Source organism: Paenibacillus sp. GCM10027627 (genome assembly GCF_042675505.1).
In the GTDB taxonomy this organism is placed as follows: domain Bacteria; phylum Bacillota; class Bacilli; order Paenibacillales; family Paenibacillaceae; genus Pristimantibacillus.
In genome coordinates, this window is sequence record NZ_JBHTHB010000005.1 from 347,090 (window position 1) to 361,612 (window position 14,523).

Here is a 14,523-nt window from a genome sequence, read left to right on the forward strand (position 1 = left end):
CTTATGTATGGAATTATTATGTCCAGTATAGATCATTTTCAGGCAATAGAAAACCTAAAAACCGAACGTATGTCTTCATTTATAACTATATAGCCTCTAGAGAGGAAGGACAAGGTAGAAATTAACTATAGCTTTTGTTTCACCTTGCGCACCTGCCCGCCATGCCTTAAAGTTCACCTTAGTGCTTTTACAAAAATATGAAAACCAAAGGGGTTGCCGCATGAAAGGGCTACACTACGAGGACTGTTCGAACGACGTAAAACGTCAAGCGAGCCTCGCCAAACAATATGTTGAAGATTATTTGAAAGACGCGCTAGTCGGTTTTTATTTACATGGATCGATAGCTCTCGGAGCCTTTTACGAAGGTCGCAGCGATCTCGATATGCTGATTGTCGTGAACAGGGAATTGACAAAAGAAGAGCGATACCAGCTTATGTACGCTTTCCTCCTGCTTCACAAAAAACCGATTCCGATTGAAGCGAGTATCGTGCTGCAGCAAGATTTGCAGTCATGGAAGCATCCCCTTCCTTATCAGTTCCACTTCAGCGACTATTGGAGGAAGCATTATGCCGAAATGGCGTATTGGGAAGACAATCGCTTTTGGGATTTTGAAACGGAAAGAACGGACATCGATCTCGCCTGCCACGTTTCGGTTGCAAGACAAGTCGGCATCGCCCTGTATGGTCCTGCCCCGGAGACGATACTGCCGGTTGTTCCGGAGGTCGACTTCTGGCATTCCATTGCTTCCGAAGCAGATACACTCATGGCGCTTCAGCCAGCACAAAAATCGGAGGAAGCCGCAGCCGGGCATAACGATAACGAGTGGACATTTGACGCATCCGATGCTTATGGAGTGCTAACGCTGCTTCGCATTTGGTCTTACCGCGAGCTAGGCATCCTGTATTCCAAAAGCGCAGCCGCCCTATGGGCTTCTGAAATCCGACTCCCCCAGCATTTGCGCTATATCCCGCTTAGCGCACTTGATGCCTACCTTGGCGCCACCCCATCCTTCCATTGCCAAATGGAGAACTGGATCGAGCTGCGGGCGTTTCTACTAAACGCCTGCCCGATTGCCAAAACCGCATAATCTCAAGGGGCGGGTATCCGCGCTCCTTGAGAAAATACACAGTCAATTGAACGATTCTTACCTACTCCAACCCTCTCTCCCTTTCCACTGACTGCACTCGCTCATTTCATTCGACAAACCTCTGCAAATAAGCAGCTAACTATAAATTCCTTCTATATGATATAAATCTACGCCAATAACTATAAATTTCTCCCCCTCTCTATATCTATACTCTACTAGAATTTTATGGCATCATAGGATATGGAAGTCATTTTGGGAGGTACCGTCGTGAATCCATCATCCAAACCAAAAAGCATCTTCATCGTTAAAAACATGTTGACTCGCGCCAAAAAGCATTGGTTTGCCTACACTTGTGTAAGCGCTATAGCCGTTATTTCTTCCTTGCTCCCCGTCGGTTGGGCGGAAGCGATGCGCCGGCTGTTCGACTCTGCGAATAACCTGGACTTGGTCGCCCTTCAATCCGCTGCCCTATGGTTCGGCGGCGTTTTCCTCGCTGAGCTGGTCATTTCGACTGTTAGAGCTTTTATGATGCAGCGGCTCGCTAATCTCACTACAAAAGAATTGCAGCGCGAAGTGCTGCAGGGGCTTTTTATAATGCGGCTAGCCAAGTTTAAAAGCTGGCATACGGGCGACAAGCTGCAGCGGCTGAATCAATCCGCCGTGAGCGCTCAAACAGGCATGAACCAGAAGTTTCCGGAGCTTGTGCAAAATATTCTTTCTATTATATTTCTATTTATTTACCTCACCGTATTGTCTTGGCAGCTTATGGCCGGAGCGCTTGCCGTAGCCCTTCTTATTCCCTTGCTTAGCAACTTGTTCGGCAAACCGATTCGAGTAGGGCAGAGTCTGACGAACGAAGCTCAGTCCACATCGGATTCCTCGCTTCTCGACCAGCTTCAAGGCTCTGAAGTTTCCCGCAGCTTCGGTCTTAGAGAATCCTTTAATCAAAGGTGGGGAGAGGAGCTGGAGACGACCAGACGCCGCTGGCTTCGAACGGATATGTTTAGAACGGCAACAAACTCCTCCATTACGATCGGCTTTTCTTTCGGCCAAGCCTATATTTTCGGTATGGGAGCGTGGATGGTCACGCAAGGAACGCTCAGTATGGGGGCAATTGCGGCTTTTATTCTTTCCTACGAACGTATCGTATTTCCGCTCGCCCTTATTGCAAATTTATGGGCTGCCGTACAGGATGCATTTGCCCATGCCGGCCGAGTGCTTGAGCTTGCCGAAGAACCTTCCGCCAAAGAAACTCATCATCGCGAGCCCTCATCCCAGAAGCCCCTTATTCAAGGAGACATTCATTTAGAAGGCATTCATTTTCAATATGGCGATCACCCTATCATTCAAAACTTTACCGCTACATTCCGCCAAGGATCTATGACAGCCATTGTCGGTCCAAGCGGCAGCGGCAAAAGCACTCTGCTAAAGCTGCTGCTCGGACTGTACCCGTCAGAGTCGGGCTTGATTCGTTGCGGCGTATCGGAACTAGGAGCTGCGAGCTGGAAGCAATGGCGCGAGCAAGTCGCTTATTTGCCCCAAGACTCCGCCATGCTTGACGCCACTGTCGAGGACAACATCCGAATTGGCCGATTGGATGCAACAGAAGAGGAAATAAAAGAGGCGGCCATTTTGGCTAACGCCCATTCCTTCATCGAAGCGCTTCCCGAAGGATACAAGCATCGTCTCGGCGAAGGCGGCTCCAGGTTGTCTGGCGGTCAAAAGCAGCGGCTGGCGCTTGCCAGAGCGTATGTCCGTAATCCGAATGTGCTTTTGCTCGATGAGCCGACCTCCGCGCTCGATGCGGCCAATGAAGCTTTGATGCAGGAAGCGCTGCGCTCTATTATGCAAAACCGCACTGTTGTTGTCGTAGCCCATCGTCTCTCTACCGTACGCGATGCCGATTGTATTTTATATGTGGAAGACGGGCAGCTTGCGGAATCCGGTACACATGAAGAGTTAATGAGTCTACAGGGCCGGTATGCCGCGCTTGTCCAAGCGGGCGAATGGGCAGACGGCGCCGCATTGCCTGAAGGGAGGCTGGCCTAATGAAAAAGGAGTTTCACATAAGCGCCGTCCCCCGTGTCCGTGAACTTGTCCCGATGATGTGGAATCGGCTTGGCGGCTCAAAGTTTATATTTGTCCTTGCCGTACTGTTTTGTCTGAGCGATATGGTCATTTCCATGCTAATTCCGTATACGATGGAGCTTTACTTTAATGCGTTGGAATCCGGAGATTTGCAAAAGGTTCAATTTTTGCTTATCGCTTTTAATATCGGCTTGCTGCTTCTAAGCGGACTTGGATTGCTAGGCCATTACTTGAAGCAATCCACGATGAGCACTCTACACCGGAAAGTACAGCTGGATCTGGCCGATCAGGCACAGAGAATGCCGCTGGAAAAAGTGCAAGCCACCCCTTCGGCGGACTTATCCCATCGCATTATTTGGGACACGAATCAAGTGACCTTGCTCTTGACCAAAATTTTCAATACGATGGCCGGCCAAGTTTTTATGCTTATTCTTGCCGTCCTTTACATGTTCACTCTGCAGTGGCAAGTTGCTCTCGGCGTCATGCTGCTAATGCCGCTTTGTTTGATTGGAAGCCACTTGATGCGTTACCGTTTGCAAAAAATTGCAAAGGAAGTATCGGATCAAGAAAGCATAATGAAGCAATGCCAGCAGGACGCTCTGCAAAATATGGATATGCTCCGTGCATTCGACGCCGGAGATTGGATGGTGGAACGGTTTACAGTGGAGCGGGATAAACTGAACGCTTTATATTTGCGTAAAATATGGTGGGATCAGCTCGTACATAACGTTTCGGTTACGGCGGCGCTTCTCATCTCTTGGGGCTCCATTTTGGTAACCGCATGGCTAGCCGTTCAAGGAAAAATCCAGCTTGGCGCATTAATGGCCTTCTTTATATTAATTTGGCGTGTTTACGATCCTCTTCTTAAGCTGGGGCAGCATTGGGGCGAGGTTCAACAAGCGAAAGGAGCGGCCTCCCGTATCGCGAAAATATGGAACGCCAAAAGAGAGTCTGCCGCAGCGGTCGATACGGAGCCACCATCCGCAACACCGGTCGAACATTCCGAAGAGGTATTGGTTTGGAACGATATTCGCTTTCATTATGAAGAGAATGCCGGCATTCATGAAGAAAAGGCTGAAGCATCCAAGCTTCATGCCGTACCTGAACCGTTGCTGAATGATTTTCACCTTTCGCTGGGACGCTCAGCCTTCACTGCAATCGTAGGAGCGAGCGGCTCTGGCAAATCGACCGTGGCCAAGCTGGGAGCGTCCCTGCTCTTCCCCATCCATGGCACGGTGAGCATTTGCGGCGCCGCTTCCACGGATTCAGCGGACAAGGCCCGTACATTCGTCTCTTACGTCCCGCAAAATCCTTATTTATTTTCAGGTACGATCAAGGACAATTTGCTTATGGCCAAGCCGGGAGCGACGGACCAGGAAATTCGCCAAGCCGCGGAAATAGCGGAAGTCCATGCTTTTATTGAGTCTCTACCAAACGGCTATGATACGCCGATGAGCGAGCACGGCAGCTCTTTGAGCGGCGGCCAGAAGCAGCGTATGGCTATTGCAAGGGCAGTGCTTGCGGATCGTCCCGTTTGGATATTGGACGAAGCCACCTCCGCGCTTGATATGGAAACGGAACGGCGTGTCATGGATGCGGTGCTGAAGCGGGCCAAAGAACGCGGCAGCTCCGTTCTGGTCATCGCCCATCGCCTAACGACGATACAGGATGCAGACCGCATCATTGCGATGGAGAACGGAATCATTGCAGAAGAAGGCACTCACCGCGAACTGCTGGGGAAACCAAACGGGCTCTATCGCAAGCTGTGGAGTCAAATGGAAGGCAGTGAATTCGCAGCCGTTCATTCGGCATAGCTCTAGAATTCATCGATGGCATATGAAATAAACAAAGAAACCGTTCCTTTCGTAAATGGCGAGTCGCACTTCCATTTACCGAGAAACGGTTTCTTTTTTTCGCAAAAGGAAGAGAGGCTTCCCTCAATCAAAACTTTCCTCCGTCATTTATCGCTTATCATTCTTCTTCGAACTTGAGATTTTCCGGTTCATCGTTTAGATCGCCGTTAATCTGCATATTTGTACTTGGCGTCTTATGGTCCACCACCTCAAAAGCAAAACCGTCCATCCATACATGGCCGCGTCCCGTCAGCAGCACGCCAAACGAGATGCTCGCGCTGTTGTTCGGAACATCCAATACAATGGAATATAGATGCCAGGGCGAAGTGCCGTTGATCGGCCTGTCGCTCATATTGTCAAATTGGATGGAATCCCCTTCCGTATTGTCGACGCGCATCCAAAGCCCGGCAAACGCCTCCACCTTGTCGGCTTTAATAAATGCAGACAACTTAATGCGCTGCCCCCTGTACTTGTCTGCTTTGAATTGCTGCATAATGGTTGCAAATTGGCCACCGGACGTAGCGGTAATGGATTTCAAATACCCCGATACTTTCCCCATATGAACCGTTTCCCGATCCGTTCCCATTTCGTAATGCGATGGATCGCTCCCGCTCAAAATCCAGCCTTTAACGCGGCTTGTTGTGTTCATCGTTTTTGGCTCCTCTCCGCTTGCGGCAACCCCCTGCGCAATCCCCATCAGCTTGCGGTATCGGCCAGGCGGCATGCCAAATTGTTTTTTAAACGCCCTCGTAAACGCTTCTTGCGATTCGAACCGGCAATAAAAAGCAATGCCGATGATGTTTTCCTCCGAGTGCATAAGCAGCGACGAAGCGCAGGCCAGCCTTCTTCCCCGAATGTAATCGGCGACTGTCATACCAACCTCGCTTTGGAAAACGCGGTGAAAGTGAAACATCGAGAAGCTCGCAGCGGCCGCTACGCCCTCAAGTGTCAGCTCCTCCTCCAAATGAGCTTCGATATGTTCTAAAGCTTGGCGAATAGTAGGATGGTAGTTCACGTGATCACCTCTTGCTTCTAAATATAGCATAGAAAAAGGCTGTTCTTTTTGATCAAGATTGCTGCTTTTCAACCTAAAAAAGAGACCTCCGCATCCACGCGAAAGCCTCCTATATATTAATAATTGCTCCAAATCTGCAACGCTGGCTAAAATGCTCTTAGGCTTGCGCCTTCCTTCTGGCGTCGATACCCGCCTGCTCTTCGGCAAAGGCGGAATGGTTTCGACCGGTAAAGACAATACTAAACAAGCAGCTTAGAACGATTGCGGCGCTTTTGAAAGTAGCTTTGTGCATGTTGTCATCTCCTTTGTCGTTGGCCTATGTCCTTATCTTAAAGGAACACCGGCTTACGAACCATCGAACTGGCTTTCAGGAGCATGACAATTTTGTAAGCTTCGCAAATGCCGTCAGTCGATGCCGATCCAAAGAAACCGCTGCTTTGCCGTTTTCGGGGTTGGTTTAGTATCCAACCTCAACCGAAGCTATAACGACATAAGCATCATCATTCCTGTCGTCTTTGTCTGCGAGAACAATCCCGCTTGACGTCAACATGCCTCCATCGACGATATCGAATGTCACTTGCCCGTATGGCAGCTCCGCACGCACCGCTTCCAGATCGAGCCGATCTTTGTCCGCCGGTACGGCGAGCCTAACATTCACTTTCATCCGGTTCAAATCACCGTCCGGAAGCACAGAACGAATGCCGGGCATCGAATTATGATGGATCGCATTTTGAACGGCGCGTACCGCCGCTTTGGTCACATTTTGCCCATGGAGGTCAATGCCCATCCCGATTTCAATAAACATCAGCTTGTCCAATCTATTCGCTCCTCTCTATTGGGAAGTCCAGCCGCCGTCTACCAGCAGCAGCGTTCCCGTCACCAAATCGGAAGCCGGCGAAGCCAAATAAACGACCGCTCCCGCTACATCTTCAATTGTTCCGATCCGGCCAGCCGGAATGCGGGAGAGTACTGCTTCTCTAAAATCCGGTTCATCGAGACGATCCGCCGTTCCCGGAGTATAAATAAACGTTGGGCCTACCGCATTGATATTGACTCCCCGGCTCGACCATTCCAGCGCCAGCACTTTGGTGAGTTGGTTTACTCCCCCTTTGGAAGCGCAATAAGCTACGCCGTCCGGTATGCCTACGATGCTTACTTGAGAGCTGACATTGACAATTTTGCCGCTTCCTTGCTCCAGCATATAACGTCCAGCAGCCTGGCAGCAGAAGAAAACGCCTTTCAAATTAACGTCGAGCATATCGTCCCAATACTTTTCCGTCACCTCTTCCGCGCGCATGCCCTCCCCTAATCCCGCATTGTTGACCAAAATATCGATTCCTCCAAAATGCTGCACGATCCGCTCGAACGCCAATCGAATATCGTCCACCTTGCGAACATCAAGCGCGAATCCTTCCGCTTCGCCACCGGCCGCGCGAATTTCATTGATGACTCCAGCGAGGTCCTCCTTTTTACGCGCTGTAACCGCCACCTTTGCTCCGGCTGCCGCGAGCGATTGCGCCAGTCCGTATCCGATTCCTTTGCTTGCTCCCGTCACGATGGCGACCTTACCCTCTATGCTGAAATTAGGCTGTTTCGTCAACTTTATTCCTCCATTTCATTTTGCCGCGAATAGGCGGACATACGTTTTCTACCTGCATTTTACCATAAGCGGCTGAAGCCAACGCCCCCAATTTCAAAAATGACCCATTTGAGGTTGATAAATATGAATTGAGCTTGTAAGTTTGAGATAGATGTCCTGTTGCACCTCACGTTACGTCAGGTTGTATCATAAGAAATAAACCTCGCATGAAGGAAAGGTAGTGGGCTCTAGTTATGGATCAAGAGACGAAATACGGAATCGGACAATTTGCCAAGCTGACCGGGCTATCCATCCGTACCTTGCATTATTACGACCAAATCGGCTTGTTGAAGGCAAAAAAAGACATCCGCTCCGGTCACCGCTACTATGATCGGAACGATATTGTCATCATTCAAAAAATCGTAACGCTAAAATTTCTTGGCTACAGTTTGGAGCAAATTATTCCTCTTATTGAGCAGCCTCAATTCAATACCGATTTGCTGGAAACCTTGCATGAGCAGAGACGCGAGCTGGAGGCGCAAAAAGAAAAAATCGAAACGGCGCTTAAATCGATTAACCGGGCCGTTTATATTTTAGAAGAGTCCAAAGAAGTAGAAAGCAGCTTGTTAATCAATATTATTCGCACGATACATACGGAAAAAGAACAGCGAGAATGGATGGAGCAATATGTGACGCCGGAGATGCTGAGCGGGCTTTTTGATCGAACGGAAGAAGAGATGGAGGAGCTGGACAAGCTGTTTGTGCAAACAGTACAGGAAGCGAAACGGCTATTCGGACGACCTATTGATGATCCCGAGGTTCAGGCGCTAGTCGAAAAAAACATTCAAATGAGTCTTCAACATGTGGGCGGGGAGGATTCCCTGAAGGAGCTGTTCGAGCTGACAAAAATTGAAGACGATAAAATCAAGGAGTTGGAGGCGCTGACTCCCTCGCCTTTTACACCCGAGGAGGATATATGGGTGCAGCAAGCAATTGAGTTTTATATGAAAAGGAACGGACTCTCGTAGTCCGTTCTTCCTTTTTCCCCTTCAAATCTTAAAAAATATTCATATCCGCTCTTCTCCGCAACCTTTTTCCAGAGGATACGTCTATGTGAGCAGCAACAAAAACAATAAATAAATGTTAGGAGTGGAAAAAAATGAATCCTATTGAACGCCCTCTATTATCCCGCGCTGCATCTGGCGCGACCAAGCTGCTCGTCGCTTCGACCATCGCTTTCAGTACAGTTGCCGTCGCCCTGCCTGCCGTCTCGCCTAAAGTCGAAGCGGCGACCGTTCAAATTTCAAACGCCGAAGGGGCCATTAATCAAGCCAAAAGCTTGAAGCTGCTGCCGGAGGGCGCCACTATAACCTCTACAACGAAACGTCCGAACTACTGGGAAATCTATTATAAGACCGATAAAAAAGATAAAGAAGGCAGGGACCGGCATTTTGGCGAAATTTGGCTTAATCCCGCAGACGGCTCCGTTCTGAAATTTTACGAGCGGTTAGATTTATACGAATATAGCGGCACCGGCGTACAGCCCCCCTTTGATGAGAGCAAGCAAAAGGTGAGCTTCGGGCAGGCTTCTGAAATCGCCAAAAAATTTATCGGCGACCAAGTTTGGAAGCTCGACACGGAATGGAAGCAAAACCTATATCCCGTCTCCGACTATGTAACGCGCACCGATGAAAAGTCCGTCCACTGGGTCCGCTTCGACCGCTCTCATAACGGCATTCGCTATGTCGGCAACCATTTTAAAGTATTGGTTGATCGGGTAACAGGCGAAGTGAGATCGTATGAAGCGTTCTGGAGCAAAACCGAGTTTGTGTCCGCCACAAACTTGATGACAGCGAGCGCCGCCGCCAAAAAGATCGTTAGCAGCGTTAAACCATTCCTTCAATGGAGCGATCAGGGCAATGCAGGAGATCCAGCGAAAAAGCTGGTATACGCGCTTCATCCTTACTATCATATGGATGCAGCATCCGGCGTTTTTCCAAAACGCGAAAATGTAGAGACGCCTCCCTTTACGGATAAGGTCAAGCCGCAATGGAATGCCGAGCTCGCTCAAAAGAAACTGCTTGCTCTCTATGATTTGGAGCTTTCGTATATGCCCGACGAGAAGCATGTCTTAAGACCTCATTACACGCTTCGAATCAAGCCGGGAGTCCCTCTCTTCTATACGGGGCAACATCCGTATCTTGACGCCAACACCGGGAAATGGATCGACTTTGAAAACAAACCTGTCACGAAGCCGCTGCCTCCGGCTGGCGATTGGCTCATCGATACGATCGCTCCGGTCGGCAATGTCGGCTATAAGGCCGCTGTCGTTTGGAACAACGAGCCGCTTAAGCTCGCGAACGAGCCCATTATTCAAAACGGCTTTACTTTGGTGCCATTCCGCGAGCTGCTAGAGAAGCTAGGGGCGCAAATCAAATGGGATGCGGCCAAACGAAAGGTGACCGCCAGCAAAAACGGCACGACCATTGAACTGACCATCGACTCTAAAACGGTCAAAATAAACGGTAAAACGCAGTCGCTCGACGCTCCAGCGCGTATCTCGAACGGCCGGACTTACATCCCTGCCCGTCTAGTGCTGCAAACCTTCGGGGCTAAGGTCGGATGGAATGCCGACTCCAGACTTGTCATCGTCACAACCGACGACAAGCTGCCAGCGCTTACGGCAGGGGATATAAAACAGCTTCGATACAAATCTCATTTGAACGCTTGGGAAGCTAAGCTCAAATAGACGGAAATTCTCCCGCCGGAGTCTCTATTGTTAGAAACTCTTTAGAGCTCTCTGGAGCTCCCACAACAAAAAGCCCCTTGAGCAGGTTGCTAGAACAACTAACTAGTTCTCTAGAAACTGGCCAAGGGGCTTTTGTATTACGGGGATTAAAGTGTAGATACGATCTTATCCAAAAAGACTTTTTCCTGATCGTCCAGCGTCTCCGCTAAAGCGTCCCCCGCCAAACGATAAGCTTCCAAAAGGTAAGCTGTCGCATTTTCTTCATAACCAAGAGCGAAATACGACCTGCCTAAGCAGATGGAAGGCAACGGTACGCCGTTTGCTAGCGTCCACTCCCTCGCAGCGAGCGAAGCCGCGATGCTTCCTTCGTAATCTTTTAGCTGAAACAAGGTGTCGCCTATTCCGCTTTTGATCCAATAGTACATGTCTCTCAGCTCGAACTCGGCTTGGATGATCCGTTCAGCCGCTTCCCAATGATCCAGCGCAAGCTCGTACTCGCCTTCCGTCGAATAACGAATGGCCTCGTTCGCCTCCGTCATTGCCTTGTCTTCCAACTCTTTTATTTTGGTCAACTTAAATCCCTCCTATTTAAGAGTTTCTATTTAAAATATGCTCATTAATAATGTCTATAAATGGCTTTAACGGGTAATGATCGTGCATGACGAGCCAATCTCCGCCTTCTTCCTTTTGCAAAACGATCGTGCCGGACAGCGGAATTTTACCATCTCCCACCACATCGACAACAACATCGTAGCTGAGATCGATCCGATTATCCGTTACCGATTTTTGCTGAAACTTAATATCGTCCAGCTTGAGGTCGCTTTTTTTAATAAACGCAACTTGCAGCGGAAGCGCGTATACTCTGTCCAGGTATCTTTTTTGAAAATAAGAAGCGGTTGCGTAAGGACGAATCTGTTCTTCCTTCTCCTTGTATTGATCTGGGGTAACCTCTGCGGCTCCTTCCCTATATGTCGCTCCAAGCTCCGCCTCCTTATATTTTGTAGCCGTGAATATCGCTTCGTCAAGCTCCTTTTTGGCTGAGCGTTGCTTGTCTGAACATCCAGCGGCCAGCCCCGCGCACAAGATAAGAGCTACAAGGATAGTCATAACTTTCCTCACCTTTATTTCCTCCCTCCATTCACTTCTACCTTCTACGAATTGGAAAAGGAATGGGATTCGTTTTGCTTGTGCGGCAGCTTCCAACGGCATGAAAAAGCGACGCTCCGCATAGGGAACGCCGCTTCTTTTTGCTATCCTGCTATTCTAGAACAATTCGTTCGGACAAGGCGTCCCATATCAGGTTTGTTTCTGTAAGCTCATTGAACGCATCCAGAGACAAATACAACTTTCCTTTGTCCACGTGGCCCGCCAACTCGGTTTCCGTTCCGTTCACCGCTGCTTTGAGCGAATCGAGGCTGACTTTAATGACCTGTTTACCGTAAGCTAGCGTAGCCGTGCGGGAAGCTTCATCCCACGTCACTTTGGCGCCCAAAGCTTCACCTAAAGCTTTAGCCGGGAACAAAGGCCCGCCAGCGCCAGACGATTTGAATTTCGGGTACAGATATTTCTCTTGAAGTTTGGCGCTTGCAGCCGCCAGATCGACGCCGATGACTTCAGCTGAAGCGGTGGCGACACGCGTATTGTCAATTTGGCCTTTGACCAAATCGGCAATCGGACCGTACGCCCATACGCCGACGTCTACTGCGGAGTGGCCGTGGCCGCTCCAGCCGATTAGAAGTCTTTTGCTAATAACCGCGTTATATGCACCCTCTTGACCATAATCCGGATCGCTGCCACCCGTTAAAATCTCCGTCGCTTCCTCGTCCGTCAAATCCGTAATCCAAGTGTTCGCTTGGACAATCGCTTTTACTTCGGCAATCGTTGTCGCCGCTTTTAGCTTGCCTGCAATAAATTCGGAGGAGTTTTTTTGCTTATCCCACAAGCTGAGGTTCAGCTCGTAAATATTGTCGCGGGACAAGGACAACCCGCCCGTCTCGTGGTCGGCTGTAATGACGACGGAAGTGTTGCCGTCTTTCTTCGCAAAGTCGAGCGCCGCCTTCACAGCCGCATCAAAGTCGAGCACTTCTTGCACCATCGTCGGAAAGTCGTTGGCATGGGCAGCGTGGTCGATACGCCCGCCTTCAATCATAACCGCAAAACCGTCCTCGTCTTCGGACAAAATATCGAGTGCAGCATCCGTCATTTCAGCCAAAGAAGGAGTCTCAGAAGAGCGGTCCGGCACATAAGAAACATGCGAGCCTCCGAATAGTCCAAGCACCTTGTCATCCTTATCGGACAAGCCCTTTAGACCGGACTTGTCTTTTACATAAGTGTAGCCTTCCGCTTCGAAATCGGAAATAATGCTTTTGTCAGAGCGCTTTCCTTTATCCGCTTTGCTTAGGAAATTAGCGCTGCCGCCCCCAAGAAGCACGTCCACTCCGCTGTTCAAATATTGCGAAGCAATCGCGCTTTCATTGTCGCGGCTTCTCACGTGAGAGGCGTATACGGCCGGAGTCGCATGCGTGATGCGAGCCGTGGACACAAGTCCTGTAGCTTTGCCCGAAAGCTCGGCCGCTTCAATAACAGATGCATACGGCTTCGCCACATCTTCGTTCGAAACGCTGATAGCCGCGTTATATGTTTTATGTCCCGTGGCAAATGCCGTCCCCGCAGAGGCGGAATCCGTAACGGCGCCGGAAACGATAATGCCCCCGTCTTCGCCGCGATCGGCGTATGTAGTCGCTTGACCGACATAAATGCTGTCCAGCGCCAGCGTGTCTATCCCTTTGTTGTACATTAAGTAATTGCGAGCCGCAGACACTTGAGCCGGCCCCATTCCATCGCCGATCAGCACAATCAGGTTTTTGGACGGCGCGCCCGCCTTTGCCGTGAGTGTCGGCTCGGCACCCTCAGCGAATACCGCTGCTCCTGTGGACGCGGATAATACGGTTAATGCTGCACAGCTTGCCAGAAACGTTCGTGTTGCTTTTTTCATCAAAATAATCTCCCCCATTTCATTTCGTTAATAGGTAGCTTGGAATGCTTCCCATTATGGAGGCGTTTCGTCAAGAGAGCATTAGATGGGCGTGAAGAATGTGTAAAGGGCGTCGCCTAAGCAAAAGAACGAAAAAAAGCCCCCCAAGCATCATGAGGGCAGCTTTAGCCAAACCACGGAGACGTTTATGAATAGACTAGCTAGCCATTCATCAACTGATCCCGTTTGCGACTAAGTAAGCATTCCCATTCGCTTGAGGGTTATATGGAAAGAGATAGGGTAGGAAACCATTTACAGAGGGATCGACTATTCCGCGTAATACCAAATCGTATCCAAGCCAGTTATAGGGCAGTATGGAAGTCTGTCGCCTTCTTTGAACGATTGACGGCGTCCGGCTTCACAAATGTAATCTCCAGCTTGCTCGACCTGTTCACCTGTGCGGTAAGACGTTTTCGTTTGACTCATCCTTCATGCACCTCTTTGCTATAAATTTGCAGATGATTGTTGGACTTCCAATCCGTTCCTGGGAAGCTCTCACCTGCTTGCTTCTTACTTAACCTTCTTTTCCAAAAATGAAACACAGGGCTGCCCCGCAAGGTCACACGACCTTCGAAACAACCCTGTCTAGATGAAGAGCTACCTTCATTTAAAGCGGAATACGATATTCCGAGTTCAACTCCACAATGTGCTCTCCCTGATCATACACCCAACTGAAATGAAACGAGTTGCCTTGATAGTTAGTACGGCTTTGAATATCGGGCACAATCGTAGAGCTCATATGGCTAATCACAATCTCTTCCATCTCTTTCAGCCTTCTTATCGTTTCCGACGCCAAAGCGAGAGCCTGCTCCTCGGGCTGAGAATGCAGAAAATATTGCAGCGCCACCTCTTCGCTCGTTGCCCCATCTTCCACAACATAACCGGAGCCTCGCAGCACTTCCTTCGCCGTATTTGTCCAGTCGGTTACCAAATCAATTGTAATCTCATACATAGCGTATACCCCTATTCCGATTTCATCCCCAGTCAAACGGGTTTCTTCAAATGCAGATTATCCGTCTACCCTACCACATCCAGACGAAAACTTGCAATACGAGCGACTAGGCAAAAGCTTATCTGCTAATAAGCCAACTTAAAGTATAGTTTCTCTGCCCCGTATG

The 14,523-nt window shown here is 49.5% G+C and carries 14 protein-coding genes; 5 read left to right on the top strand and 9 right to left on the bottom strand.

Features of this window, described 5'->3' with window-relative positions; translation table 11 throughout:
- Positions 1–220: 220 nt before the first annotated feature.
- The 3 genes from ACFQZE_RS19000 to ACFQZE_RS19010 all read left to right on the top strand — a co-directional run bounded on the left by ACFQZE_RS19000 (position 221) and on the right by ACFQZE_RS19010 (position 4,989).
- Entirely contained in the window at positions 221–1,087 is an 867-nt protein-coding gene (locus tag ACFQZE_RS19000; RefSeq protein WP_379359899.1) for an aminoglycoside adenylyltransferase domain-containing protein, read from the top strand.
- Between the two features lie 267 nt (positions 1,088–1,354).
- On the top strand, positions 1,355–3,136 hold the full coding sequence (locus tag ACFQZE_RS19005; protein ID WP_379359901.1) for an ABC transporter ATP-binding protein: 1,782 nt from the start codon (positions 1,355–1,357) through the stop codon (positions 3,134–3,136).
- Positions 3,136–4,989 carry an ABC transporter ATP-binding protein gene (locus ACFQZE_RS19010; protein WP_379359903.1) on the top strand — a complete coding sequence of 618 codons (1,854 nt, stop codon included), beginning with the start codon at positions 3,136–3,138 and terminating at the stop codon, positions 4,987–4,989. The genes ACFQZE_RS19005 and ACFQZE_RS19010 overlap by 1 nt, the downstream gene beginning before the upstream one ends.
- Positions 4,990–5,146: 157 nt before the next feature.
- Here ACFQZE_RS19010 and ACFQZE_RS19015 read toward each other — a convergent pair whose 3' ends face one another.
- From ACFQZE_RS19015 to ACFQZE_RS19030, 4 genes are all read right to left on the bottom strand, one after another.
- Positions 5,147–6,043: a helix-turn-helix domain-containing protein gene (locus ACFQZE_RS19015; protein WP_379359905.1), complete on the bottom strand. Its 897-nt coding sequence runs from the start codon at positions 6,041–6,043 to the stop codon at positions 5,147–5,149.
- A 157-nt stretch (positions 6,044–6,200) separates the two neighbouring features.
- Positions 6,201–6,335 (bottom strand): hypothetical protein, encoded by a 135-nt coding sequence (locus ACFQZE_RS19020; RefSeq protein ID WP_379359907.1) that lies wholly within the window; start codon positions 6,333–6,335, stop codon positions 6,201–6,203.
- Positions 6,336–6,500: 165 nt separating this feature from the next.
- Positions 6,501–6,860: a Lin0512 family protein gene (locus ACFQZE_RS19025; RefSeq protein WP_379359909.1), complete on the bottom strand. Its 360-nt coding sequence runs from the start codon at positions 6,858–6,860 to the stop codon at positions 6,501–6,503.
- A 15-nt stretch (positions 6,861–6,875) separates the two neighbouring features.
- Positions 6,876–7,643, bottom strand: a complete 768-nt coding sequence (locus ACFQZE_RS19030; protein WP_379359911.1) for an SDR family NAD(P)-dependent oxidoreductase — start codon at positions 7,641–7,643, stop codon at positions 6,876–6,878.
- A gap of 233 nt (positions 7,644–7,876) precedes the next feature.
- Here ACFQZE_RS19030 and ACFQZE_RS19035 point away from each other — a divergent pair, with 233 nt between their 5' ends.
- A complete protein-coding gene (locus ACFQZE_RS19035; RefSeq protein WP_379359913.1) occupies positions 7,877–8,650 on the top strand; it encodes a MerR family transcriptional regulator in 774 nt (257 codons plus the stop codon).
- Positions 8,651–8,781: 131 nt separating this feature from the next.
- Complete coding sequence (locus ACFQZE_RS19040; protein ID WP_379359915.1) at positions 8,782–10,371, top strand: stalk domain-containing protein; 1,590 nt, start codon at positions 8,782–8,784, stop codon at positions 10,369–10,371.
- 146 nt (positions 10,372–10,517) lie between these two features.
- Here ACFQZE_RS19040 and ACFQZE_RS19045 read toward each other — a convergent pair whose 3' ends face one another.
- The 5 genes from ACFQZE_RS19045 to ACFQZE_RS19065 all read right to left on the bottom strand — a co-directional run bounded on the left by ACFQZE_RS19045 (position 10,518) and on the right by ACFQZE_RS19065 (position 14,357).
- Positions 10,518–10,943 (bottom strand): hypothetical protein, encoded by a 426-nt coding sequence (locus tag ACFQZE_RS19045; RefSeq protein ID WP_379359917.1) that lies wholly within the window; start codon positions 10,941–10,943, stop codon positions 10,518–10,520.
- A gap of 16 nt (positions 10,944–10,959) precedes the next feature.
- Positions 10,960–11,490: a hypothetical protein gene (locus ACFQZE_RS19050; protein WP_379359919.1), complete on the bottom strand. Its 531-nt coding sequence runs from the start codon at positions 11,488–11,490 to the stop codon at positions 10,960–10,962.
- 139 nt (positions 11,491–11,629) lie between these two features.
- Positions 11,630–13,366, bottom strand: coding sequence for an alkaline phosphatase (locus ACFQZE_RS19055; protein WP_379359921.1), 1,737 nt, complete (start codon positions 13,364–13,366; stop codon positions 11,630–11,632).
- Positions 13,367–13,672: 306 nt separating this feature from the next.
- Positions 13,673–13,831 (bottom strand): hypothetical protein, encoded by a 159-nt coding sequence (locus ACFQZE_RS19060; RefSeq protein WP_379359923.1) that lies wholly within the window; start codon positions 13,829–13,831, stop codon positions 13,673–13,675.
- 181 nt (positions 13,832–14,012) lie between these two features.
- Positions 14,013–14,357 (bottom strand): hypothetical protein, encoded by a 345-nt coding sequence (locus ACFQZE_RS19065; protein WP_379359925.1) that lies wholly within the window; start codon positions 14,355–14,357, stop codon positions 14,013–14,015.
- Positions 14,358–14,523: the final 166 nt, after the last annotated feature.